Genomic DNA, 23,634 nt, shown 5'->3' with positions numbered 1-23,634 from the left:
CCCTAGAATATCCAGTCTAGTTTATAGAAAGGTTATACGTTTCAAAAGGAGATTTCGAAATATGGCACTTACAGAAATCAATGACGCCAATTTCAAACAAGAAACTGCAAATGGCGTGGTTTTAGTAGATTGTTGGGCAGAATGGTGTGGACCATGCAGAATGGTGGCTCCGGTTCTTGACGAACTTTCGCAAGAAATGGCGGATATCAAAATTACAAAACTCAATGTTGATTTCAACCAAAAGACAGCGCAAGAGTTGGGAATCCAATCCATCCCTACCCTTCTACTCTATAAAGATGGAGTTTTAGTAGACAAAGCAATTGGTGCTTTACCAAAACCGCAAATTAAAAAATTTATAGAAAATCACAAGTAGGAAATAAATTATCCCCTAATGGTCAGTTCCGAACCGAATGGTTTTACAGCACTCCCTAGAGGGGGATATTTAGTCGATACTTCAGAAGGGTACATCCAATTTGGATCCCCTCCTGAGACAATTAAGGACACCATGGGGCTCGAAAAAAAGACCCCTTTGGTGTTTGTCCTCCCTAATAAGTTCTTTCATGTTGAAAAAGGCATCTCCATTGCCGAACTTGAATTCCCCATTTATTTCAATTTTTTCTTTCGTGGTGGCAAAAAAACCTTCATCATCTGTTCAGCTGAACAAAAAGAGCAGCTAACCATTGTTCTTGGGGAATCTCTTATGGGACCACAAGAAGTAAACTTATCTTCCGAATTCATCGATGGTGCAGAAAGTTTTGGATTCCCTGATATCAAAGCAGAAATGGCATACTTTCGAAGTTATAAAACGATGGAAGAAGTGGTGGAGTTTGTTTTGTTTGATGACTCCCACAAAGCAAAGTTTGGTGGGATCACCATCGAACAACTGCCTTCAAACGAATTCCTTGTTGTGGATGGAGAGAAAAAAATCAAAATTCCGGGTGAAGTGGACTTCCATGTCAAATATGATATTGGAAAACGATTGGAAGAACCATTCCAACCACCTCTCATTGGAATCACATGCCTTGGACCCTCTCATGGTTTTGATCCATCTGACAACACATCAGGGTTTATCATTTGGCTGAATGGCCAAGGGATCATGGTCGATCCTCCTGTAAACTCAACTGAGTGGTTACGAGAATCAAATGTAAATCCCAAGTTCATCAACTCCATCATTCTCACCCACTGCCATGCAGACCATGATGCGGGAACCTTCCAAAAAATCTTAGAAGAATCTAAGATCACAATTTATGCGACCGCGACTGTGATGGAATCTTTCCTCAAAAAATACTGCAGTCTAACAAAGATTCCGCGAAAAGAGATCACTGACTTATTTGATTTTATCCCAGTTGTCATTGGTAGACCCACCATCATCAATGGTGGTGAGTTTTATTTTCATTATGCTCTACATTCCATTCCATCCGTCGGTTTTGAATTCTTTTTCCAAGACCAATCTTTTTATTACACTTCAGACCATTTAAATGACCCAGAAGCTTTTGAAGATATGTACAAAAAAGGTGTTTTGCCAGAAACAAGATACCAATTCCTAAAAGACTTTCCTTGGGATCGTAAAATCATTTACCACGAAGCAGGAGTCCCTCCCCTTCATACCAAAATCAGTTATTTAGCATCCCTTCCGGAAGAAGTGCAAAAACGAATTACGGTTTATCACATTGCCGCAAAAGATATGCCCACTGGAAACCACCTAACGCTTGCAAAGTTTGGTATCGAAAATACTTTGTATCCGGAAATCACTCCTCCTAAACACCAAGAAGCATTCCAACTGTTAGAAATTTTATCGCAGATTGATATTTTCTCAGGATTCCCCATCGAAAAGGCAAAAGAGTTCTTACAAATTGTCAAAGAAGAACGATTCCGGCGTGGGGAACAAATCATCAAAAAAGGAACCCATGGTGACAGATTTTTTATCATCGCTTCTGGGAATGTACGATTTGAAGGACTTTCCAGTGACAATTCCGCAGTGAAACGTTACGGAACTTATGAGTATTTTGGAGAAGCCTCTCTCATCCTCGACACCGTACGCCAAGCTGATGTGTATGCAGAAACCGATGTACTCGCCCTCACCATTGAAAAAACACGATTTTTTCAGTTCATCCGCGGATCAAAACTCCACGAAAACCTAATCAAACTGAATAGCATCCGAGAGACCAATACTTGGAAAACCCTCACGGAATCCCAAACCTTCCGAGGCCTCACCAGTTACCAAGTCACCCAACTGGAACTCATACTCAAACTGGAAACAGTGAAAAAGGAAGCGGTTCTGATTGAAGAAGGGCAAACCTTTCAAAATGCCTACATTGTTCGTTCAGGAACGGTTGTCGTCATGCAAAACCACAAAACGATCCGAGAACTCGGTGCTGGCGATTTTGTGGGAGAAATTTATTCCCTTACCAAAGGCCTTCCATCTCATTTTAGTTTCATTGCTTGGCCAGGGACAGAACTCTACGTCCTTTCCCAAGAAGATGCCATCCAGTACATCAAGAAAAATCCTGGTGTCTACATGAAGCTGAACACTGTTTATAATTGACCTCATTTCGCCATTTCTGTAACATTTCCATATCAAGGAGTCACAAATTTTATGGAGCGTATCCTCCCCTTTACTGAAGAACACCACCAATTCCGCGAGATGGCTCGGAAATTTTTTGAAACAGAAGTAAAACCTCACCACGAAACATGGGAAAAAAACCATATCGTACCAAAAGAAGTATGGAGAAAGGCCGGAGAAAACGGACTACTCTGCCCCGATGTCCCAACTGAATATGGCGGGTCTGGAGCAGACTTTCTTTACAACATCATCATCATCGAAGAATCCTCTCGTGTCGGGAACAGCGGATTTTTTATCTCCCTTCACAATGATGTGATCGCTCCGTACATTTCGACCTATGCGAGTGACGAACAAAAAAAACGTTGGTTGCCAAAATGTGCCTCAGGGGAATCCATCCTTGCAGTTGCAATGACTGAGCCAGGTGCGGGATCCGATTTAAAATCCCTTCGCACCAGTGCAGTTGATAAGGGTGATCACTTTGTTGTAAATGGACAAAAGACCTTTATCTCGAACGGACAATTGGCAGACCTCATCATCACAGCAGTGAAACATGATAACGGAACCATTTCCCTAGTGATGATTGAAGAAGGGATGAAGGGTTTCGAACGTGGTCGTAACTTAGATAAAATTGGTCTCAAAGCACAAGATACATCTGAATTGTATTTTAATGATGTAATTGTTCCGAAAGAAAACCTCATCGGAAAACAAGGGCAAGGGTTTCGTTACCTCATGCAAAAATTGGCACAAGAACGATTGGTTCTTGCAGTGGCAGCAGTGGAAGCAACAAGACTTGTCCAAACCATTACCCTCCAATACATCAAAGAAAGAAAAGCATTCGGTCAAAAAATTGGGTCTTTCCAAAACACAAAATTCAAAATGGCAGAAATGGCAACTGAGTTAGAAATGGCACAAGTATTCTGTGACAAAGTAGTCATGGAACACATGAAAGGTGAAAACACGACTGCAGAAGCATCTATGTGCAAATGGTATGCGACAGAGATGCAAAAACGCCATACAGACGAATGCCTACAATTCTTTGGTGGTTATGGTTATATGATGGAGTATCCAATTGCAAGAGCATACCTCGATGCAAGGATACAAACCATTTATGCAGGGACCACTGAGATCATGAAAGAAATCATTGGTAGAAGTTTGGGTTTATAGTGTTTCGCTCATCCACACTTTACTAGTTTCAAATTCAAATCAGGCGAGAGTCTTTTATGGGAACCCGGTGCGAATGCCCGGGTTTTTTGTTAGCTATTGGAATGGAAACTTTGCAGGGAATATTCAATTACTGTCTCTCAGTTAACCTTGGAATTAAATTTTAAACCAAGAACTAAACTTGCAAAATAAGAAAGATCACTAATTTCATATAACTTCATGGATAAGAACACTTGACTTTTGAACAAAAATTCGGTTAAATCCAAGGTATGGACTATAAATCTCGACTTTCTTCCTCACCTGATATCTTACTCGGAAAGCCAGTGATTAAAAATACAAGAATTCCAGTAGATTTGATTCTTGAAAGATTAGGTGATGGAATGTCTATCGAAGAAATCCTTGAGGCTACTCCAGGAATCGAGAGAGAGGATATTCTAGCTTGTATTTCCTATTCTAGCCAGGTGATAAGCAGAGAAAGTTTACTTGCAAGTTAAGATCCTTGCTGACGAAAACATCGACTTTCGTCTGATCAAACTCCTTAGACAAGAAGGTCACAATGTTTTCTCTGTTTTAGAAGAACACCATGGCATTACAGATTTAGAAGTGATCAATCTTGCAATGAAACTTGATTCCATTCTCCTTACATTGGATAAGGATTTTGGCGAATGGGTTTTTGCTCACAAAGAATACTCCAAAGGGATTTATCTCCTTCGCTACAACTCAAAAGAATTATTCGCTATTTTTCAATCTCTTAACTTAATTTTAAAAGAAAGATTCAGTGATTTAATTGGAAAATTCGTAGTTCTCTCTAAAAATAAACTTAGAATCAGAGATATTCATTTATAGTATAAAAATCTGAAAGTTAAATCAGTTTTCTTCAACGTAGATTCTATATAAAAGATCGTAGCAAAGCCCCGAAGTTCCATGAGGAACTTCGGGTTGTAAAGATTGATTTGCTTACACCTGTAAAACTATCTCTACAAATTAACCATTCAAATCTTCCACACCAACTCCCACCGAATCTTTCCGTAAATCTGAAGTGAGTCGCATAGAACAAAAATGAGGTCCACACATCGAACAGAAATGAGCTTTTTTCATTCCATCTTGTGGAAGAGATTCATCATGATACGACCTAGCTAGTTCTGGATCAAGAGAAAGAGCAAACTGGTCTTCCCAACGAAATTCAAAACGAGCTTTGCTCAGTAAATCATCTCGTTCTTTGGCACCAGGGTGACCTTTGGCAAGATCGGCAGCATGGGCTGCAATTTTATAAGCAATCACTCCATCTTTTACATCTTGTTTATTTGGAAGTCCCAAATGTTCTTTTGGCGTCACATAACAAAGCATAGCCGTTCCATACCAAGCAATCATCGCTGCACCAATGGCAGATGTGATATGGTCGTATCCAGGAGCAATGTCAGTCACCAGTGGTCCAAGCGTATAAAATGGTGCTTCCATACAAATCTCTTCTTGCAGACGTACGTTTTCTTGGATGAGATGCATAGGAACATGGCCTGGTCCTTCCACCATCACTTGGATGTCGTCTGCCCAAGCTCTTTTTGTCAGCTCACCTAAGGTTTTTAATTCTGCAAATTGAGCTGCATCGTTTGCATCGTTGATACAACCTGGTCGCAAACCATCACCTAATGAATAAGAGACTCCATATTTTTGCATCACTTTGGAAATGGCATCAAAATGTTCATACAGAAAGTTTTCCTTCTTATGGTGGTTACACCATTTCGCTAAAATAGAACCACCTCTGGAGACAATGCCTGTGATTCGTTTTTCAGTCAGTCTAACGTAATCGCGTAATACTCCAGCATGGATGGTAAAATAATCAACACCTTGTTCTGCTTGTTCTTCCAGTGTTTCTAAAAATACATTGATATTTAAATCTTCTACTTTCCCTTTTACCTTCTCTAAGGTTTGGTACAATGGAACGGTTCCGATGGGAACAGGAGAATTTCGAATGATCCATTCTCTTGTTTCGTGGATGTTTTTGCCTGTAGACAAATCCATCACAGTGTCAGCTCCCCAATGTAATGCCCAACGGAGTTTTTCCACCTCATCTTCTATCGAAGAAAGAATCGCAGAGTTACCTATATTGGCATTAATTTTCACTAAAAACTTTTTCCCAATGATCATGGGTTCGAGTTCCAGATGGCGTTTGTTCGATGGGATAATCGCTCTACCAATTTTTACTTCATTCATTACAAATTCTGGTGACATTCCTTCTCGTTTTGCCACGTATAACATCTCTTCTGTGATGATATCTCGTTTTGCATAATAGAGTTGGGAAAAATTTTGATCTCCCCTAGATTCACGAGAACTGATCCAGGATTTGCGCAATTTGGGGATGCCTTGTTTATAATCGTATGTTTCTTCGTGGATACAAAACATTCCTTCTGTGCGGTAACCTTTGTATTCGGTCCCATTCGATAAAGGAATGGTTGTTTCAGGGACTTTGATTTCTTCGATTTGGTTTGGATTCATGAGACTTCCTTGGCCGGTATCTCTGATGTTTGGATTCTTGAAGGAGAAATGGCATGTAACTTTTGTTCATTGATCTTGGATCAATCCACCAAACGAATTTGGCTATTGCAAAGTTACTTTCCGTTTCCCTTCGCAAGCATTACCAAGATCAGGTTCAAAAAGGGTATTTCTCAGCCGAATTTTTGGTAAACCAAAAACCTTAGGCACCCCTAACGGTTATCTCTTATCCTATGAGATTCAAATTTTTTGACAACAAAATATATGTTTAATTCAAAACACGATTTTGCCTTACCATGCGGTTGATGTACACTTGTAAGTCTTGTTTGCCTTTGGGGCCCATGGCAGTAAACTGGACACCGTATACTCCTGATTCTTTTGATTTTTTGCCAATTTGTTTGATCACACCTTTTGCCAAAAAGTCTGCCAAATCTCCAGGGAGTGCCACAAGGATTTCCACAGTTTCATTCATATCCCATTCATCAAAATGGTTAGGAGCCACAATCCCCACCCCACCCATACTGATGTCACTTGCATGCAAAACATCTAATAACGCCGTTCCCATTAAATGGATCTCAATGGGTTCGTTTTCTAGGGGTTTTACGCGGACATATTTCCGTTTTTCTTGGATAGGAGCCATATGGGAAATTTGGCATGGATTTTCTTCCTTGTAAACTCGGAAATTCTCTGCTTCCCACTTGTTAAGAAAACGTAGACCAGACTCCGATATATGGTAAAATAGGACCCTCATGAGAAATCGTACGCTGACAATCCTTCTAATTCTGGGAACATCTTTGGTTTCTCCTAACCGAATGGATGCAGGTGTTACCTGTTCAGGGGATGCCTGTACGATTTTACCAGCCTCCATCCAATCCCAAATCAACAACTTAGACCAAGCTTTAAAATTACAATACACAGACAAAGTGCTAGCAACAATGTCAGAAGCAGCGGTTGTCTCTAATATCAATTCCTCCATGATGGGGCCAGGGCTTGTGAACAGATTCCAAGTGGGACTTGGTGTTGCACTTGCAGGTCAACAAAAAGAAGACATCAACGTAGCTTACCAAAACTTAAGTTTTCAAAAATTACCAAATGTGGGTGCATCACTTGCACCTAACTTTGTTGTTGCGGTCAACCTAGGTTGGCTTATGGGTGGTGGACCTTCTGACACCGAACCAGAACTCAAAACCTTTTTACACCGATTTAATTTGTATTTGCATGGTTTTAAATTTAATTTTGCCCAAGGTGATGTACAAAAAGCAATTGAAGCACAAAACAAAAATGTAGATTTAGGGGGAGACATCACTTCTGGTGGATTTACCCTTCGTTACCATTTAATTGAAAACTATTCTGACGGAATTGGACTCTTTGAATTTTCAGGAATCTCCATGGGACTTGGGTTACATTACCAAAGGCAAGTCATTGATGTCACTTATAACGACAATAAAACACAATCACTCACATTAGGTCCCGCTGTTGGTACTTGGGGTGGCTCAACTACCTTTAATTATTCGAGTACCGTCACAAGTGTTCCCATAGACATCCGTACAGGATTTCGTTTGTTTTACTTTTTTACCCTATTTGCAGGAGGGGGAACATCCATGAATTTTGGAAGTTCCTCTCTGAACTTAACTCGTTCGGGACCACTTGTCCTAGCTCTTGATTCCAATGCGATCACGGCTTCCCTCTCTCCAGAGATCGCTGCTCTCATTCCAACCTCTGCTCTTGGCCAAACAAAGACGGGGACCTTATCAATGGATATCAGTGGAAAGGCACAAGCACCTAACACCACAAACTTTCTCATTGCCGGTGTGGAAATCAATGCACTCATCACCAAACTCACGGTAGAAGCAGTTGTCGCACAAAATGTCCAATCCGTAATGGTAGGGGCAAAATTTACCTTTTAAACGAGTCTTTGGCATTCTTTTTGCATCTTATGGATTGATTCCGTTTTAGAACCAGTGCAGGCATTTCCTGGCACGGATTGTTTAAGTTCTAAGCAAAATGCAAAAATTTTAGGAGAGCGTTATGGCACAAGTCATACAAGAAATCAAAAAACCGATCCTCCATATATCCTGTGTCCCAAGAAAGGACACAACTCTCCTGAAAATCTCCCTTTCCCAAGATGATTTGGGGATTTTGTACCGAGTGACTTCGGTTCTTTTCAACCACCGCTGGGATATTTTGGAAGCCGTCGCAGAGACCGCTAGTGATGGGCATGTCCAGGACTTATTTGTGATCCGCAGTTGGGATGGTGCTGAGATGACAGAAAGTCTCCTGTCCCAGATTCGTTCTGATTTATATGCTCTATTTTATGAAGGCAAATCGGTAGCGATGTACCTGCGTGAAAATGCAAAAGAAGAAATCCTTGTTCGTAAAATTGGAGACTCAGAAGCCTCTCTTAAACTCTACAATCCCATTTCTTCTGACTTTACAGTCATGGATTTACGAATGAAAGACACTCCTGGGATTTTATTCCAAATTACAGAAGCGTTGTATCATTTGGGAATTGATATCATTAGTTTTACTGCAAATAGTTTTGATGGGAAAATTCGAGATAGTTTTTTACTCCGTACTTCTCTCACAGGAGAGAAGTTAGATGAAAAACTCATGTTCCCCATGTTACGTGCTAAATTAGAATCTTTTCTCTAAGTGGTTCGTTCTTTTTGTTTCCCGAGTAAAATCGTAAACCCACAGAGAAGGAGTAAGGAAACAAAAAAGGCAAAACTAGGTCCTTTCTGAAAGTATAACAAAGAAAAGACGATTGGAGAAACGGCTCTACCCAAGGATCCAAAACTCCGAAAGAGTCCAAGTGACCTTCCTAGATCCCCTTTACCACTCTCTAAAGAAGCAAAAGAAGAAAGCCCTGGATTCACTAGGGCACTTCCAAATGCTAAAAAGAAAAGCGAAACAAATAACCCGATAGATTCAGTTCCAAAAAACACGAGAAGGGCCATTCCCAATACCACTAAAACCCCACCATAAAGTGAAATTTTCTTTTCTGAAATTTTGCCAGACAAACGTCGCACAACACCACCTTGCACCAGTATGATGATGATTCCAATGTACAAAAACGTAAATCCGATTTGTTTGGGGGAAAACTGAAAGGTATCGGAAAGAAAAAAATTCACAACAAATTCAAATCCAGAAAAACTTAATACAAACAAAAGATTGAGTAAGGAAATCCGAACCAAATTTCTAGATTCGATTTTCTTTAAGGATAAAAATGGATGGATCTCTTTTTCTTGAACTTTCTCTGGTTTGGTGGCAGGTAAAAACAAATACACAAGCACCATAGAAACTAATGAAACTAAAATGGAAAAAAATGCAGACGCAGGGAAAATCACAAAGGTCCCTTCCTGGTAGAGTGAATCCATAAACGTCCATTGGGAACTAATGCCACCAAGAAGTGGGCCCATCACAAAACCAAGGCCAATCCCTGCTCCTAAAAATCCCATTCCAGCGGCCCTTGATTTTTCGTCCGTTTGGTCAGCCATTGCAGCAGATGCGACAGATAAATTTCCTCCCATCATCCCTGTGATGACTCGGCTTACCACAAACATCCAAAATTGGGAAGAAAACAACCATAACACATACCCTAAGGTATTTCCAAAGGTTGTTAAAAGTAATATGGCACGCCTTCCAGAATGGTCTGACAACCTACCCCAAACAGGTGCCGCTAAAAATTGTAAAAAACTATAAATACTTCCTAAAATTCCACCAAACAATACAAAGGTGTATTTGGTTTCACCACCAAATGATAAGATATTTGCGAATGAATAAAATGTTCGAAAGAAACTATCGTCTCCTTTTGATAGAAAAAACTCTAAGGTCTTTGGGAACAGAGGAAACAAAAGGGAAAACCCCATCATATCGGTAAAAACAATTAAAAACAGAATGAATTGTATTTTTCTAGGAGACTGACTCATCAGGGCTACTCTCTGAGAACAAATAAAAAAAGCCACAGAAAACTCTGTGGCTTTTGGTGATTTTCATCAATTTCTTGAAACTACTATTTTGATTTTGCTTTGTCGATTAGAACTTTTAGTTCATCTAACGTTTGTTTCAACTTCTCTTTCACTTGAGGAGGGATTGCAGTATCAATTTGTTGGTAAATTGATTGGTAGTTTGTTTGTAATTTTGTCACAATTTCATCATAACTTGCGTTAGTTTTTCCAAGCGCACCTTGCGCATCAGCAATGGTTTTACTCAATAGGTCACGGATTTTTTGAGTTTCCGCTGATTTATCAAGTTCCCCTTTTGATTTTAACTCATTATAGACTTTTTCTAAATCCACAACTGCAGTTTTTAATTTTTCTTCACCAGAACGAAACAATGCGATTCCAGCGTTTACGACATCCATAACCAATTTTTCCATACAACATTCCTATCGAAGGGATAAACCCTAGATTTTGGATTCCAAGTTTACGAAGGAAAAACGGGGATTACAATAAAAAAATTCCACCTCTTTCGATTTCTATGGGACATAGTTAAATCGGTTCATTGACTTGGCTTTTGGTCTGATTGACGACCAAGATGATGGTCAGGTTGATTCAGTTATACCGAATCAACTGTTTTCGATGAGTTTTTTGATTTGGTCGCGAATTTTTGCGGCAGTTTCATAATCTTCGGTTTTGAGAGCATTTTCCAAAGTCTCTTCTAAAATCTGAAGGTTCGATTTAGGAAGGGCTTGGATTTTTTTCTCAGAAGAGATGTTTTCCCCTTGGATTTCATCTTCTTTCATGATGATTCCCGTCTCATCTAACACAGATTTTGCGATAAAGATCGGTGCATTCGCTCGTAAAGCAAGGGCAATTGAGTCAGAAGGCCTTGCATCCAAAGTGATGATTTCTTCATCTCGGCGCAGTTGGATTTTTGCATAAAACGTACTATCTACAATCTCTTCAATTGTGATTTTTAGAACTGTGGCACCAAGTGAAGTTAACATGTACAACATCAAATCATGTGTCATAGGTCGTGGTGGTTTTGTACCATCAATGACGGTAGTGATCGAATGGGTTTCGAGGGGTCCAATGAAAATCGGAACCACACGTTTGTCTTCCGAATCCTTTGGGCGTAGGAAAACGGCAAAACCAACATTGGTCAGGCTGATATCAGAAATTTTTACTTCATAAAACTCCATACAATATCGTTCCCTTTCCTGTTTTGTGGGCCCAGAAGGGCTCGAACCTTCGACCCGCAGATTATGAGTCTGCTGCTCTAACCAACTGAGCTATAGGCCCCACTGACTTCCAATCTTTCGAGGAAATAAGGAGAGACAAGCACAAAACAAGTGACTGGTCATTAAAGCGTAAGAAAGCGGTTGGATTCAAAAAAATCGGCAAGGTCCTTACGATCGGATTTCCATTGGATCCAAATCCAAAGGTATGGTTTCGCATCCATTCGCACCCAAACTTGGTTACGCAACGCATTTTGGTTTCGAACTTGGCCTGCCTCATATACTTGGAAGGTTTTGCCTAGTATGACTCTTTCATATTGTTTTGGCTCGATCGGATTATGAAAAACGGACCCAACCCAAAGGTTTTTGTCAGTCATCGGTTCACTCCAGGGCAATATCCTGACTACCATAAAAAATCCATCTCGTTTGGCTGGATAAATCGTGAGTTTTTTTTGGCTAGTGGACTCTGTTTTGACAACAACAGGTTCTGGAAATTGAAATGAAAACGATTCCCATAAAAAGTTTTGGTTTGGTTCCACAAGAGTCTGAGAAAGAATCGTATTAGATATGGCCAATACAAAAAATAAAGGAATCGAAATACCTTTCATCACATGAAACAAACAACAAATGAAACCATCTGGCAAGTCAGAAATTCCTTTTTGGGGATCTATGTACATTTTCCCTATTGTTTCAAAAAATGTGATTATTGTGATTTTTATTCAGAAGGAATTGGAAGTGGACCAGCTAACGATGAAATGTCGCTCTTTTCTTCTTACCAAAAAGAAGTATTAGAACGAATCTCTCATTTTCCGAACTTAAAAAACAAAACCATTGATACTGTTTTTTTCGGAGGTGGGACACCATCAAAGGCAACAACAAAACATTGGGTAAACTTCCTCCACTTCCTTCGATCCGAATTTGAGTTTGCCAAAGAAACCGAAATCTCGATCGAAGTAAACCCAGAAGACCTTAGTCCAAACTTACTCGACGAGTATGCAAAGATTGGGATCAACCGTGTGAATGTGGGTGTACAAACACGTAATCCAATTGGTTTGGAATTTTTGGGAAGGCATTATGACAAAGAAAAATATGACTCTCTTCTTTGCACCTTGACAAGTTCCCCCATTAAACGTGTGGGAATTGATTTGATGTATGGAATTCCAGGTTTACAAGAGTCTGATTTTTTTTCCGACTTAGCATATTTTTTAGAAGCGGGTTTACCCCATTTAAGTTTGTATTCTCTCACATTGGAAAAAGGGACCCAGTATTCACGAGATGTAAAGGATCGCAAAAAAAGTGAACCCGAAGAGAAGATCCAATCAGAAATTTTACTCACCTTACCAGAGTTAATGGAAAAAAATGGATACCGATGGTATGAAGTTTCCAATTATGCCAAACCAGGTTTCGAATCCAAACACAACCTTAAGTATTGGACCTATGAACCCTATCTTGGAATTGGACCCGGTGCCCATGGCTTTATCGAAGGTTCTCGGTATGGGAATCCAAGAAATGCGATGACCTACCAAAAAAAACCTCCTAAAAATCAATATGAAGAGGCAACCCCAAACACGGAACTTGCCCTCACACTCTTTCGGTTATTTTCTCCGTTTCAATATTTAGAGTTTTTTCAAACCTATTTAGAACTTCCTACACAAACCAAATACATTGAAACCATTCATAAATGGGAAAAACAAGGGCTCTGTTCCATCGTAAGTGGAGTTTTCCAATGGAAAAAGGAAGCATTACTTTTGTTAGATGATTTGATCTTAGAAATCACCGAATGAAAATTCTCTTGGGGTTTGCAAAATAATCCCAAAAAAAGATTGCCCATAGACCCCTCTCGAAAAATACTGTTCGTATCCCGGGCCTGTAGCTCAGTTGGTTAGAGCACTCGCTTGATAAGCGAGGGGTCACAAGTTCAAGTCTTGTCAGGCCCAAGAAAAGAAACGGGGCGTTAGCTCAGCTGGGAGAGCATCTGATTTGCATTCAGAAGGTCATCGGTTCGATCCCGATACGCTCCAAAAACCCGTTTTCTCTTCCCTCCTCTTTTAAAAATTTCTTGCTATCTCCCCGAATTCCGTTACACCAAGTGTGTCATGTCCGTAAAAGAAATCCTCAAAGACAAAGCCTCCTCCGTTCTTTCCATCGAAGAAGATAGAAATGTTTTGGAAGCCACTCAGATGATGGTGGGTGCCAAAGTCGGATCACTCATTGTGACCTTCCAAGGAAAACTTGTTGGTATCTTTACAGAGAGAGACCTAATGCGTGTGGTTGCCAAAGACCATGCTAATTTGGATAAAATCAAATTAAAAGACGTGATGACCACTCAACTCACGGTTGCAGGTCCAGACGAAGATGTGGATGATATTTTAAAAAATATGATCACAAAACGATTTCGCCACATGCCAGTATTAGATGGTGATAAGATCATTGGACTCATTTCCATTGGGGATGCCGTCAAAACAAAACTCAGTAAAACCGAAGCCGAGATGCATATCCTCAGAGAGTATATGTACGGCCCACACTAAAAAAGTCGGTTCTCAGTTAACAAATCAATTGTTTTCTCTAATACAATTTTAAGGTTTTTCGTATCTTCTCTGTTATACGCGATTAGTTTTTCAAGTGCATCTTTATTGTTTGTTTGTTGGTAGGAATACCAAAGTAGTGGTGCTTCCCTTCCATCCATCCCCGCAATGGCTTCTGGTCGCACGAGGCCTAGTTGGATTTCTGATTTTTTTAAGCCCCCTTTGATCCCAATGGAATGTAAGAGATTCATCAGATCCAATTGTGGATTTTTCACACGGTAGTGGAATTCTCTTTCTAAAAAGGGAATATCAAATCTCCTGCCATTATAGGTAACGATGATGTCTTCAGGAAAAATGGAATCAAATAAAAATTCTAAGTCTTTTCCTCGTTCAAAGGTACGAATGGTTTCGTTTTGAAACAGACTCACAACCGTTGTCACTGAAGACTCAGATATCCCTGTGGTCTCAATGTCTAAAAAACAAAATCGTTCTGGAAAGTTTTGCCATAACCTCCAATACTCAAGGTTTGGAAGTTCATTTGTGAAAAAAGTAAAATTTGCTTCTTGGAATTCCGTTTCCAATTGTTCCAAACGTTCTTCTAGTATGGATACAGAAGGCAAAAGGGGATCATTTGTTGTTTTTTGGTATTGGATGAGAGATGTCCAATCATACACCTGAGCACCAAACAATTGTTTTTCTTTTTTTTCGCCGATGCCAGGAAAGAGTTGTAGGCTTTGTCTTAAATGAGATCCGTACATGATTTCCACCGTTTTAGTCCTTCTAAAAACACATCTTCCTTTGCACCAAAACCAATCCGAAGGAATCCTTCCATTTCAAAATTGGATCCAGGTAAAACAAACACACCTGTGCGATCAAACAGTTTGTCTGCGTAGTCTTCAGATCTGATACTATTTTGGATTTGTAACCAACCAACAAGACCACCTTCTGGTGGGGAAAAAAATTCTACCTTTGGGAACTCTCGCCAAACAGAAGTAAAATGATCTATATTATTTTGAACACGTGTTTGAATGTTTGGAAGGAAAGTTTCTTTTTCCTTGAGAAGCCCAAGTGCAATTCGTTCAGAGAGAGGGTTCACCGTGTGTGTGAGATAATCCTTAAACGACCGTGCTCGTTTGATAAAGTCTTTGTCTGCGATGAGCCATCCTACCCTAAGTCCTGTTACACCAAAACATTTCGTAAAAGAACCTGTTCCGTAAAATTTTTGTTTGGGATCCACTCCTGTTTTCCCCATTCCCCCACCTTTTGGTAAAAATCGGTAATGTTCATCGAACACTACTGTTTTCTTTTTTCGTTGTAAGAGTTTGAGAAGTGAGTCCCACTCGTTTGTGGCAAACGTCATACCAGACGGATTGTGAGGGTGGTTGATCAAATAGAGATCGGCTTCGATTCCCTCCCAAGTAGATGCGGAAAAAGCATTTGTATAGGGAATTGGGAGGATGTTAGCACCTAGCATTTTTGGGATTTCATACAAGGCTTGGAAAGCTGGCCAAACGAGAGCAAGGGAATCTTTCGGTTTCACCAAAAGTTGGAAAACAATGTACAAGGCCTCACCCGTTCCCGTTGTCACAAGCACTTCTTCAGGTGAAACACCTGGATACAAATTGGCAATGGCCAAACGGAGGTCGTATGAGCCTTGGTTTGGTGCATCATACATCGGAATTTGAGAAAGATCTTTCCAATGAAGACCCGCCATGGAAAGCATTTCCTCCATCGTAAAGTGAGATAGCCCACTTTCCCCTAAATTACAAAATGCGTTCAGACGGAATCGTTCCAGTCTATCTTCTATGAAAAATTCTCTTGGTTCCAAAATTGATTTCCAGACAACTTAGCTTCAAAAGATTAGTATGTAAGCTATGTTGAAACCAGAAGACAATATCCTATCTTGGACGAAATCACCTTTTTCTACAGAAATCCAATCCGAAGCCAAAAAGGCATACGAAGATTGGCAAAAAGGAATCACCTCGGAACTCGTCGATTCATATGCACACCCTCTCAGTTTTGGTACGGGAGGGATCCGAGGGAAAATCGGAAATGGAATAGGCAAAATGAACCTCTATACAGTGGGTCGTGCTGCTCTAGGTTTTTTAAGTTATCTAAGAGACACAAAAGAAAAACCATCAATTGTCATTGCTTATGATTCCCGAAGGTTATCTAAAGAATTCGCTGAACTTTCTGCAGGCATTGGTGCTACCCTTGGAGTTACCGTTCATTTATTCCCTAAGGTAACACCTACCCCACTTTTATCGTATGCCATTCGGTATTACAAAGCAAGTGGTGGAATTGTCATCACTGCTTCTCATAATCCTCCTGAATACAACGGATTCAAAGCTTATCTTGCTGATGGAGGACAACTTGTCCCACCAGACGATGCACTCATCATCAAACGAATTGGTGAAATTGAAGATTGGACTTCCATCCCAATGCTTTCCAAAACAGACAAAGTTTATAAAAAATTTGTGAAGTCGGTGGGAACTGATTGTTTTAAAAGTTACTTAAAAGAATTAAAAAAAGCAAAAATCCAGTCCAAAGCAAAACCAAAAACTCGTACCAACTTAAAAATCGTATACTCTCCGTTACATGGGACAGGTGGGGAATATATGAAAGAGATGTTATCCTTTTTTGGATACAAATCTGTGTTTTTAGTACCAGAACAAAAAAAACCAGATGGCGAATTTCCAACGGTCAAATACCCAAACCCAGAAGAAAAGGATGCTCTCGCCTTATGTGAGTTTCATGCTAAAAAGAAAAAAGCAGAAGTGTTCATTGCCACAGACCCTGACGCTGACAGATTGGGAGTGGGTGTTCGCAAGTCCGATGGGGAATATGAGTATCTGAATGGAAACCAAATTGGTTCCATTATGGCGGCTTATCTTTGTGAACAAAAAAAGGCAAAAGGCAAAGTTTACCACTTAGTGAAAACCATTGTCACAACTGACTTACAAGAAGCCATTGCCAAAAAAAATGGAATCAAAATCAAAAATGTCCTCACCGGATTCAAATACATCGCTGAAGAAATGAAACAAATAGAAACAAAGAAAAACAATTTGTTTCTATTTGGCGGAGAAGAATCCTATGGATACTTACCCGTACCATTTGTTCGCGATAAAGACTCTCTTTCGAGTGCACTTTTGTTTGTAGAGATCCTCGCTGAAAAAGGAGACCTACTCTCTTACCTGAATGAAATTTACCTGAAGTATGGACTTTACCGCGAAAGCCTATATTCACTTACCTTAGAAGGAAGTTCGGGACAAACCAAAATCAAAGAATCCATCGAGGCCTTACGAAAAGAAAACCTCATTGGAAAGTTAATTGGGGGAAGAAAGGTTGTGGGAGTGTTAGACTATGAAACACAAACGGCTTCAGGTAAAAGCAAAACTTCTGTATTCAAAGGAATGCCAAAGTCAAATGTGATCCAAGTAGAATTGGAAGGTAATGCTAAACTCACCATTCGTCCTTCGGGGACAGAACCTAAGGTAAAAGTTTATTCTTCGTTTGCTTCCCTAAAAAAACCGAAAAAAACATCCGAGATCCCATCTCTATGGGAATCACTTGGACAAGAAATTTCCCTCGCTGAAACTGAATTTTTAAAACTAGCAGGCCTATTATGAGTTCCGAAACCAAAACCAAATTTGATAGTATCAAAACACTTTCTGATAAATACCTCCTCAATACGTACAACAGGTATCCAGTAGCTTTCCAATATGGTGTTGGAGAGATGATCTTTGACCAAGATAACAAATGTTATATTGACTTTTTAGCTGGAATTGCTGTATCTAATTTAGGCCACGGAGAAGCAGATCTCATCGAAGCCATTCGAAACCAAATGGATAAAATTTTCCATTCATCAAACTTGTATTATTCGGAAGAACAGGCAAAACTTGCGGAAGTCATCATCGAAAATAGTATTCCTGGAAAAGTATTTTTATGCAATTCAGGAACTGAGGCAAATGAAGCTGCTTTCAAACTCATGCGTCGCCATGGGGTAAACCAAAACATAGACAAACCAGTCATATTAGCTCTCCACTCCAGTTTTCATGGAAGAACTTTGTCTGCCATGTCTATGACGGGAAATGAATCAGTGCGAAATGGTTTTGGAGAACTCGCAGCTGACATCCATTTTGTGGAAGCCAATAATGAAGATTCTCTCATCCAAGCATTTGAACAATACGGTGGATCCATTGCTGGGATCATCATGGAACTCATCATCGGTGAAGGTGGTGTCATCCCACTTTCGCAATCATTTGTGAATCTTGCTCGTAAACTGACAGAAGAAACCAATTCTCTCCTTGTGTTTGATGAAATCCAAACAGGTATGGGTCGAACAGGCAAGATGTTTTGTTTCGAACATTATGGAATGTATCCGGATGCATTTACACTCGCAAAAGCACTTGGATCAGGTTTTCCAATGGGTGCACTCGTTGTATCGAAGGAATACGAATCCGTTTTGGAAAAAGGGATGCATGGATCTACATTCGGTGGGAACCACCTAGCGTGTGTTGCAGCATATGAAACATTTAAGATCATCCTATCGAGAAATTTGCTCGATCATGTTGCAACCATCTCGGAACAAATGTTCCTTCGTTTAAAACAAATGATGGAGTCAACGGGGAAAATCAAAGAAGTCCGTGGTCGTGGTCTCCATATTGGTGTAGAACTCTTTACAGAATCAAGGCCCGTTGTGGAAGAATGTTTAAAACGTGGTCTTGTGGTCAATAGCACCGCAGGAAAAGTCATTCGTATCATCCCTCCACTCATCTTAAGCATCGAAAAAGCGACAGAAGGATTGGATATTTTAGAATCAGTTTTAAAGGAAATGAAATGAAAAAGGTAGCAGTACTTGCCGGTGATGGAATCGGCCCAGAAGTAATGGAAGTGGCTTTACAAGTAGTAGGGAAAGCATTAGGAACAAAAGCAAGCGAATTTAGCTTCGAACACGCATTAGTTGGTGGAGCAGCAATTGATGCCACTGGTTTTCCACTTCCGGAAGAAACATTAAAACTTTGTGAATCATCCAGTGCGATTTTTTTTGGTTCCGTAGGTGGACCAAAATGGGAAGGACTTCCTCCCGACAGACAACCAGAACGTGGTGCCCTACTCCCACTTCGTAAACATTTTGATTTGTTTGCTAACCTTCGACCAGCGATCATTTACCCAGAACTCAAAAAAGCAAGCCCCATCCGAGGAGACATCATCGGTGATGGTCTTGATATTCTTATTTTACGTGAGTTAACTTCTGGTATCTACTTCGGAAAACCAAAAGGCCGAGAAGGAAGTGGTGCCGAAGAATTTGCATATGACACCATGCGATATTCCAGAAGGGAAATTGAACGGATTGCTCGCACTGCTTTCGAAGCCGCTAAAAAAAGAAATAAAAAAGTAACAAGCATTGATAAAGCAAATGTTCTCACCACTTCCGTTTTGTGGAGAGAAGTGGTAGTGGAACTTCATAAAAAAGAATACTCAGACTGTGTTTTGGAACACCTCTATGTAGACAACGCAGCTATGCAGCTCATTGTAAAACCGAAACAATTTGATGTAATGCTTTGTGAGAATATGTTTGGAGATATCCTTTCTGATGAAGCCTCTATCATCACAGGTTCGATTGGAATGTTACCATCAGCTTCCTTATCGGAATCTGGGTTTGGATTGTATGAACCTTCTGGTGGATCTGCACCCGATATCGCAGGAAAAGGAATCGCCAATCCGATTGCTCAAATTCTTTCTGGAGCATTGATGTTACGATATTCTTTCTCCATGGAAAAAGAGGCAGTGGCCATTGAAAATGCGATCCGCGCGGTTCTCAAAAAAGGGCTTCGTACCCGAGACATCGCCGAGGAAGGAACAACAGTCCTTGGAACGAAAGAAATTGGTGTTGAAATCGAAAAGGCACTTGGATAAGGTACGTAGAACATCATGCAAGCAGGCATAGGACCGACAGGTAGACCATATCAGATTCTCATTGCTGAGAATTCCAAATTTCAGTCGAAACAACTCCAACAGATTTTGGAATCAGAAGGATTCAAAATCATCGGAATTGCGGAAACGGGAAAAGAACTTCTTAAACTGTACAAGGAAAATCGCCAACAAATTGACCTTGTCACCATTGAAATCTTTTTACCAGAAGTAGATGGTTATGCTGCATTTTGGGACATGAAAGAAATGGGAGTATTACCGAGGATTCTTTTTATCTCGGAAGAAAACACTCCTTCCGTCATCAAAGCACTGTTAGAAAACGGTGCAATGGACTATATCGTAAAACCGATCAAACGTGAAAAAATCTTAGAAAAAATCAAAGAAACGTTGATTAAGATTCCCAAAGTATAAAGTTCAAATTCCGACCCTCTTCTTTGGTCCTATGACTAAAGTAAAGAGGGCTTTGGAACACATCTGTATGTTGATTGACAATTCGGATGTTCCCACCAAACCGCTCTTCCACTCTCTTAGAAATTGCAAGTCCTACATCCAAAAGATACTTACCACCTCCTTTGGGTATACATACATCAATTCCTAATTCAGCAAATAAAACAGCAACATCTTCTCCCACTTCATAATGGGTTCTTTGGATATAAGGCCCTAGTTCGAGAACCAATTCCTCAAACGAATAACCATCACTGATCAGTTTTTCGATCATTTTCTCAGTAATTCCTAAACTTGTACCTTTCCAACCTGAATGGAGGATAGAAACAAACGGACGTTTTGTGGAATAAAGGAATACTGGCACACAATCTGCAGTTCTCACAACTAAAACTTGGTTTTTTTGTGATGAAAATAGTCCGTCTCCCTCTTTTATTTCTAAAACTGGATTGTGATTTGTTTCAGAAGGAATCCTTTCAATATGAGCACCATGAACTTGGCCTAAAGTATGGATCTGATACGTTGGATTTGAATAGGTTTTAGAAAAAACCTCTTTCGTATATAGGAGCCAATCCTTGGCTGTTTTGGGAAACATTTGGTTTTCCGAGCTCGTATTTAGGAGTTCTTCTTTCCCGAAAGTGCCATAGGTAATCTTTCCATACGAAACGAATACAGATTGTTTCATTTTGAATCGTTTTTCCCAAAGAATACTGTTTGATTTAAATCCAAACCCTGTGATAAAAACCGTTTTATTAAATCTTCACAATTCCAATCCTTTCTTTGGCAAAGTAGTTTCATTTTAATTGGATCATAATTCCAAATATAAAACTTCAGTGGTAAAGAACGCCAGGTATAAGTAACAAATGGAAGATCTAATTCAGGCAGTCGATTATCGAGCAATAGATCAATTTTACGAGAATTTAAATCATCATAAGAAAGTTTTGTTTCGTGACCGACTCTTCCCCTAACATCGATTTGTTTTTTTGCAAAAAGTTTATCGGTAAGCCCTGACTCTGCTTCAAACGAAAAATTGGGTCTTAAATAATAAATAAAATGTGCCTGTGCTCCAAAAAAGGCCACACGAAACTTCTCTAAAGCACCATCATCATACCCACTCTCATCCATTAAATGTTGTTCATAAAACATTCGTTCTTCCCCAATTCCGTGCCAATCAGGAACACGTTTGCCATCGGATTTTAATGGGTCGGTATAAATCGCAGAAGAAAGGAGAAAGAGTAAGCCAAATAAAATCGAATTTTTAGCATATATTTGATAAAAACGAGATTTTTGATTGGATTCAATTTGAGATTCAGTTGTCCAAAACTGTATCCTTTGGAATGCCAAATAAGAGACAAAAGGTAAAATCGGAATCCAAAACCGGTTCCCCATAAAGTCACCACCGACATACAATACATAGATGATATAAAGTAAGATTGAATGAACAAGGAGCCGATTTTCTCTTTTTGTCTGAAAAATATGAAAGATCTGAATACCAGTGAGGAGAATTACAAACGGAAACAATGGATACGATTTTAAGAAATACAAAAGATAATAGAATCCTTGTGAAAAATACCATCCTTTATTCCCTTTAGCATAAAAGGTATTTGGAAAAAAATCTTCGTAATAGAAAAATCGTAACCCACAAAAAAATAAGAACAAAACACCAAAAAAAATAGGTTCCTTATACTGTTTCTTTCGTATCCAATCCAGAGATGCGAAAACCAAAAACAAAGCGCCTTCAGGCCGAAAAAGTGATGTTATTAAAAATACAACAAACACACGTTTGTTTTGTTTTTCCCAAAGTAACAATCCCCAACTCAAAAAAAAAGTAAATAGAGATGTTTCCAATCCCGAACTCGCAAATATGTACAAGTGAAATAAAAATGCCAAATGGACAATGAGGAGTGGGTAAACATTACCAAAGGAAATTTTATTTTCAGCATCAAAAAACAAACACAACAATAGAATGTAAAAAAAGATTCCAGTGAATACTGATAAGAGCTGCGGTTTGATACCTACAAAATAACCAAAGGATAAATAAAGGGTCCAGAGAAAGTTTGTATAACCTTCTACTTTTTCCCCAAGATTAAAAACCAAACCATTCCCTTCCCATAAATTTCTAGCATACACAAAACTTATGTAGGCATCATCACAAATCCACCTCCAGTGGTATGCTTGGTAAATAGCATACAAAAACACTAGGGCAACTAAAAGATAATAAAAAATAAAATTACGTTTTAAATCAAACATGAACTAATCCAATTCAAATGATTTGATAAACTCTTCAATGATTTTGATGTGGTCCATCTCGGGAGTAGGATTTTCTAACGAAGGTTCATAAAGATAGTCATCAAACACATGAAAGTCAAAAATTTTTAATTCAAAATCAGGTAAAGTGATGATGATGTTTTCTGCATGAATATCAAATATTAATTTTTCTTCTTCCGCCAAATACTTTGTGACTTCAATCACACGATTAAAATCTACTGCAATTTTTTTGAGTTTTGATTTGGAAATCACTCCAAACCGATGCGAATCAAAATTTAATTTCCATTTTGGGAATAGTTTATCCAAAATCGGATTTTGGTCTAATTTTTCATTACGGATGGTAAATTCTTTTAAATGTTTCCCTGCAAGAAGGGGTTGTTGGTCACATGGTGTAAGAGTGACATTTGGAATTCCAAATGGATTTTTCCTCATTCGTAATCCCATAAAAAAACGAGTGGGTACAACTAAATCAGGAATCAGCGATTTTAATTTCCAATAATGTAACCTTTCCAATCCCAATCGTTTGAACTTAAAATCAATTTCATCTTTTTTGGAATCGCGGAAAGTTTGTTTTTTTAAAAAATCTCTAAGTTCAATTTCCTCTGGTTTTAAAAATCTAGATAAATCTCTTCCTACTTCTTTAAATAAGGAGCCAAAGATCACATCGGAAGGTAATTTTGATTTTCCAATTTTGACAACTTGGTTCCAAGGAAGTTTATAAACAAATTTATAAGAACCACGTCCTATATAATCATTTAAGGATAGAGGCATAAAATTATCTAAAAATTCACGATTATAACGGAAGGTCATTCGAAAGACATGTGAAACAGGAAATAACCTTTCGTATAAATTCCGAATAAAACCGGACTTCCGGAGAACTTCATCCACTGGTAGGTCTTCCAGTGGAATGGGTTCTTCATTTTTATTTGGGTCAACAAACAGCTCTTTGTCGAGGCCCTTCTCTAACAATTCCAAAAATTGAGGAATTTTCCCCCAACTAGGATATTGATTCCAAAGTTGTGAGATCCGATCGCGAATCCCTTTGATTGGTCCTTTTTTATCTGCCACTAACT

24 protein-coding genes, 3 tRNA genes and 1 riboswitch are annotated in these 23,634 nt (G+C 39.3%); of the genes, 15 read left to right on the top strand and 12 right to left on the bottom strand.

Annotated features, from left to right (window positions below; all coding sequences use genetic code 11):
* The first annotated feature begins 34 nt into the window (after window positions 1-34).
* The 5 genes from trxA (at window position 35) to CH354_RS13765 (ending at window position 4,570) form a co-directional block, all read left to right on the top strand.
* Entirely contained in the window at window positions 35-373 is a 339-nt protein-coding gene (trxA, locus tag CH354_RS13785) for a thioredoxin (RefSeq protein ID WP_083930036.1), read from the top strand.
* A gap of 18 nt (window positions 374-391) precedes the next feature.
* Window positions 392-2,545, top strand: a complete 2,154-nt coding sequence (locus tag CH354_RS13780; RefSeq protein WP_100727513.1) for a cAMP/cGMP-dependent 3',5'-cyclic-AMP/GMP phosphodiesterase — start codon at window positions 392-394, stop codon at window positions 2,543-2,545.
* A gap of 51 nt (window positions 2,546-2,596) precedes the next feature.
* Complete coding sequence (locus tag CH354_RS13775) at window positions 2,597-3,727, top strand: acyl-CoA dehydrogenase family protein (protein WP_100727512.1); 1,131 nt, start codon at window positions 2,597-2,599, stop codon at window positions 3,725-3,727.
* Window positions 3,728-3,993: 266 nt separating this feature from the next.
* Window positions 3,994-4,218 (top strand): DUF433 domain-containing protein, encoded by a 225-nt coding sequence (locus tag CH354_RS13770; RefSeq protein ID WP_100727511.1) that lies wholly within the window; start codon window positions 3,994-3,996, stop codon window positions 4,216-4,218.
* Window positions 4,208-4,570 carry a DUF5615 family PIN-like protein gene (locus CH354_RS13765; RefSeq protein WP_100728735.1) on the top strand — a complete coding sequence of 121 codons (363 nt, stop codon included), beginning with the start codon at window positions 4,208-4,210 and terminating at the stop codon, window positions 4,568-4,570. Before CH354_RS13770 ends, CH354_RS13765 begins: the two co-directional genes overlap by 11 nt.
* A 138-nt stretch (window positions 4,571-4,708) precedes the next feature.
* On the opposite strand, the gene thiC is transcribed toward CH354_RS13765, so the two are convergent.
* Window positions 4,709-6,217, bottom strand: a complete 1,509-nt coding sequence (gene thiC, locus CH354_RS13760; protein WP_100728736.1) for a phosphomethylpyrimidine synthase ThiC — start codon at window positions 6,215-6,217, stop codon at window positions 4,709-4,711.
* A gap of 108 nt (window positions 6,218-6,325) precedes the next feature.
* Window positions 6,326-6,438, bottom strand: a riboswitch (TPP riboswitch).
* 44 nt (window positions 6,439-6,482) lie between these two features.
* Complete coding sequence (locus tag CH354_RS13755) at window positions 6,483-6,854, bottom strand: PilZ domain-containing protein (RefSeq protein WP_100727557.1); 372 nt, start codon at window positions 6,852-6,854, stop codon at window positions 6,483-6,485.
* A gap of 109 nt (window positions 6,855-6,963) precedes the next feature.
* On the opposite strand from CH354_RS13755, the gene CH354_RS13750 reads away from it, so the two are divergent.
* Window positions 6,964-8,121: an Lsa36 family surface (lipo)protein gene (locus tag CH354_RS13750; protein ID WP_100727508.1), complete on the top strand. Its 1,158-nt coding sequence runs from the start codon at window positions 6,964-6,966 to the stop codon at window positions 8,119-8,121.
* A gap of 121 nt (window positions 8,122-8,242) precedes the next feature.
* The gene (locus CH354_RS13745) at window positions 8,243-8,866 is read left to right on the top strand and encodes a hypothetical protein (protein WP_100727507.1); all 624 of its coding nucleotides are present in this window, start codon (window positions 8,243-8,245) and stop codon (window positions 8,864-8,866) included.
* Here the strand turns inward: CH354_RS13745 and CH354_RS13740 are convergent.
* The 5 genes from CH354_RS13740 to CH354_RS13720 form a co-directional block, all read right to left on the bottom strand.
* Entirely contained in the window at window positions 8,863-10,143 is a 1,281-nt protein-coding gene (locus CH354_RS13740; protein ID WP_100728737.1) for an MFS transporter, read from the bottom strand. The genes CH354_RS13745 and CH354_RS13740 overlap by 4 nt on opposite strands.
* 83 nt (window positions 10,144-10,226) lie before the next feature.
* Window positions 10,227-10,592: a phasin-related domain-containing protein gene (locus tag CH354_RS13735; protein WP_100727505.1), complete on the bottom strand. Its 366-nt coding sequence runs from the start codon at window positions 10,590-10,592 to the stop codon at window positions 10,227-10,229.
* A gap of 189 nt (window positions 10,593-10,781) precedes the next feature.
* Window positions 10,782-11,357: a bifunctional nuclease family protein gene (locus CH354_RS13730; RefSeq protein WP_100727504.1), complete on the bottom strand. Its 576-nt coding sequence runs from the start codon at window positions 11,355-11,357 to the stop codon at window positions 10,782-10,784.
* A 26-nt stretch (window positions 11,358-11,383) separates the two neighbouring features.
* A tRNA-Ile gene (locus CH354_RS13725) sits at window positions 11,384-11,457 on the bottom strand.
* 61 nt (window positions 11,458-11,518) lie between these two features.
* On the bottom strand, window positions 11,519-12,037 hold the full coding sequence (locus CH354_RS13720) for a hypothetical protein (RefSeq protein WP_238761721.1): 519 nt from the start codon (window positions 12,035-12,037) through the stop codon (window positions 11,519-11,521).
* Between CH354_RS13720 and hemW the strand changes: the two genes are divergently transcribed.
* From hemW to CH354_RS13700, 4 genes are all read left to right on the top strand, one after another.
* Window positions 12,005-13,177 (top strand): radical SAM family heme chaperone HemW, encoded by a 1,173-nt coding sequence (gene hemW / locus CH354_RS13715; protein WP_100728738.1) that lies wholly within the window; start codon window positions 12,005-12,007, stop codon window positions 13,175-13,177. The genes CH354_RS13720 and hemW overlap by 33 nt on opposite strands.
* 79 nt (window positions 13,178-13,256) lie before the next feature.
* Window positions 13,257-13,330 (top strand) — tRNA-Ile (locus CH354_RS13710).
* Between the two features lie 11 nt (window positions 13,331-13,341).
* Window positions 13,342-13,414: transfer RNA gene (locus CH354_RS13705), tRNA-Ala, on the top strand.
* A gap of 75 nt (window positions 13,415-13,489) precedes the next feature.
* Entirely contained in the window at window positions 13,490-13,921 is a 432-nt protein-coding gene (locus CH354_RS13700) for a CBS domain-containing protein (protein ID WP_100728739.1), read from the top strand.
* Here the strand turns inward: CH354_RS13700 and CH354_RS13695 are convergent.
* Both CH354_RS13695 and CH354_RS13690 read right to left on the bottom strand, forming a co-directional pair.
* A complete protein-coding gene (locus CH354_RS13695; protein ID WP_100727501.1) occupies window positions 13,918-14,676 on the bottom strand; it encodes a ribonuclease H-like domain-containing protein in 759 nt (252 codons plus the stop codon). The genes CH354_RS13700 and CH354_RS13695 overlap by 4 nt on opposite strands.
* On the bottom strand, window positions 14,658-15,746 hold the full coding sequence (locus tag CH354_RS13690; RefSeq protein ID WP_100728740.1) for a pyridoxal phosphate-dependent aminotransferase: 1,089 nt from the start codon (window positions 15,744-15,746) through the stop codon (window positions 14,658-14,660). Before CH354_RS13690 ends, CH354_RS13695 begins: the two co-directional genes overlap by 19 nt.
* A 46-nt stretch (window positions 15,747-15,792) precedes the next feature.
* Between CH354_RS13690 and CH354_RS13685 the strand changes: the two genes are divergently transcribed.
* Genes CH354_RS13685 through CH354_RS13670 form a run of 4 tightly spaced genes read left to right on the top strand, consistent with a single transcriptional unit; the run spans window position 15,793 to window position 20,263 of the window.
* Window positions 15,793-17,547 (top strand): phospho-sugar mutase, encoded by a 1,755-nt coding sequence (locus CH354_RS13685; RefSeq protein ID WP_100728741.1) that lies wholly within the window; start codon window positions 15,793-15,795, stop codon window positions 17,545-17,547.
* Complete coding sequence (locus CH354_RS13680) at window positions 17,544-18,761, top strand: aspartate aminotransferase family protein (RefSeq protein WP_100728742.1); 1,218 nt, start codon at window positions 17,544-17,546, stop codon at window positions 18,759-18,761. The genes CH354_RS13685 and CH354_RS13680 overlap by 4 nt, the downstream gene beginning before the upstream one ends.
* Window positions 18,758-19,837: a 3-isopropylmalate dehydrogenase gene (leuB, locus tag CH354_RS13675; protein WP_100727497.1), complete on the top strand. Its 1,080-nt coding sequence runs from the start codon at window positions 18,758-18,760 to the stop codon at window positions 19,835-19,837. The genes CH354_RS13680 and leuB overlap by 4 nt, the downstream gene beginning before the upstream one ends.
* Window positions 19,838-19,852: 15 nt before the next feature.
* On the top strand, window positions 19,853-20,263 hold the full coding sequence (locus CH354_RS13670; protein ID WP_100727496.1) for a response regulator: 411 nt from the start codon (window positions 19,853-19,855) through the stop codon (window positions 20,261-20,263).
* On the opposite strand, the gene CH354_RS13665 is transcribed toward CH354_RS13670, so the two are convergent.
* From CH354_RS13665 to CH354_RS13655, 3 genes are read right to left on the bottom strand one after another with little or no spacing between them, the layout of a single operon-like run.
* Window positions 20,244-20,978, bottom strand: a complete 735-nt coding sequence (locus tag CH354_RS13665; RefSeq protein ID WP_100727495.1) for a purine nucleoside phosphorylase YfiH/LACC1 family protein — start codon at window positions 20,976-20,978, stop codon at window positions 20,244-20,246. The two genes, CH354_RS13670 and CH354_RS13665, sit on opposite strands and share 20 nt — an antisense overlap.
* The gene (locus CH354_RS13660) at window positions 20,975-22,543 is read right to left on the bottom strand and encodes a hypothetical protein (RefSeq protein WP_100727494.1); all 1,569 of its coding nucleotides are present in this window, start codon (window positions 22,541-22,543) and stop codon (window positions 20,975-20,977) included. Before CH354_RS13660 ends, CH354_RS13665 begins: the two co-directional genes overlap by 4 nt.
* Before the next feature lie 3 nt (window positions 22,544-22,546).
* The gene (locus CH354_RS13655; protein WP_243396097.1) at window positions 22,547-23,608 is read right to left on the bottom strand and encodes a hypothetical protein; all 1,062 of its coding nucleotides are present in this window, start codon (window positions 23,606-23,608) and stop codon (window positions 22,547-22,549) included.
* Between the last annotated feature and the right edge of the window lie 26 nt (window positions 23,609-23,634).

The organism is Leptospira levettii (assembly GCF_002812085.1).
Classification (GTDB): Bacteria; Spirochaetota; Leptospiria; order Leptospirales; family Leptospiraceae; genus Leptospira_A; species Leptospira_A levettii.
The sequence above is the reverse complement of the archived record's forward strand: the minus strand, read 5'-3'. Positions and strand labels throughout refer to the sequence as shown.

Bases quoted from the DNA above. Each gene is read 5' to 3' on its own strand.
- CH354_RS13740 (WP_100728737.1), bottom strand. From the start codon at position 10,143: ATGAGTCAGTCTCCTAGAAAAATACAATTCATTCTGTTTTTAATTGTT.
- CH354_RS13685 (WP_100728741.1), top strand. From the start codon at position 15,793: ATGTTGAAACCAGAAGACAATATCCTATCTTGGACGAAATCACCTTTT.
- leuB (WP_100727497.1), top strand. From the start codon at position 18,758: ATGAAAAAGGTAGCAGTACTTGCCGGTGATGGAATCGGCCCAGAAGTA.
- CH354_RS13730 (WP_100727504.1), bottom strand. From the start codon at position 11,357: ATGGAGTTTTATGAAGTAAAAATTTCTGATATCAGCCTGACCAATGTT.
- CH354_RS13680 (WP_100728742.1), top strand. From the start codon at position 17,544: ATGAGTTCCGAAACCAAAACCAAATTTGATAGTATCAAAACACTTTCT.
- hemW (WP_100728738.1), top strand. From the start codon at position 12,005: ATGAAACAAACAACAAATGAAACCATCTGGCAAGTCAGAAATTCCTTT.
- CH354_RS13770 (WP_100727511.1), top strand. From the start codon at position 3,994: ATGGACTATAAATCTCGACTTTCTTCCTCACCTGATATCTTACTCGGA.
- CH354_RS13660 (WP_100727494.1), bottom strand. From the start codon at position 22,543: ATGTTTGATTTAAAACGTAATTTTATTTTTTATTATCTTTTAGTTGCC.
- CH354_RS13750 (WP_100727508.1), top strand. From the start codon at position 6,964: ATGAGAAATCGTACGCTGACAATCCTTCTAATTCTGGGAACATCTTTG.
- CH354_RS13780 (WP_100727513.1), top strand. From the start codon at position 392: ATGGTCAGTTCCGAACCGAATGGTTTTACAGCACTCCCTAGAGGGGGA.
- thiC (WP_100728736.1), bottom strand. From the start codon at position 6,217: ATGAATCCAAACCAAATCGAAGAAATCAAAGTCCCTGAAACAACCATT.
- CH354_RS13755 (WP_100727557.1), bottom strand. From the start codon at position 6,854: ATGGCTCCTATCCAAGAAAAACGGAAATATGTCCGCGTAAAACCCCTA.
- CH354_RS13670 (WP_100727496.1), top strand. From the start codon at position 19,853: ATGCAAGCAGGCATAGGACCGACAGGTAGACCATATCAGATTCTCATT.
- CH354_RS13735 (WP_100727505.1), bottom strand. From the start codon at position 10,592: ATGGAAAAATTGGTTATGGATGTCGTAAACGCTGGAATCGCATTGTTT.
- CH354_RS13695 (WP_100727501.1), bottom strand. From the start codon at position 14,676: ATGTACGGATCTCATTTAAGACAAAGCCTACAACTCTTTCCTGGCATC.
- CH354_RS13665 (WP_100727495.1), bottom strand. From the start codon at position 20,978: ATGAAACAATCTGTATTCGTTTCGTATGGAAAGATTACCTATGGCACT.
- CH354_RS13700 (WP_100728739.1), top strand. From the start codon at position 13,490: ATGTCCGTAAAAGAAATCCTCAAAGACAAAGCCTCCTCCGTTCTTTCC.
- CH354_RS13745 (WP_100727507.1), top strand. From the start codon at position 8,243: ATGGCACAAGTCATACAAGAAATCAAAAAACCGATCCTCCATATATCC.
- CH354_RS13775 (WP_100727512.1), top strand. From the start codon at position 2,597: ATGGAGCGTATCCTCCCCTTTACTGAAGAACACCACCAATTCCGCGAG.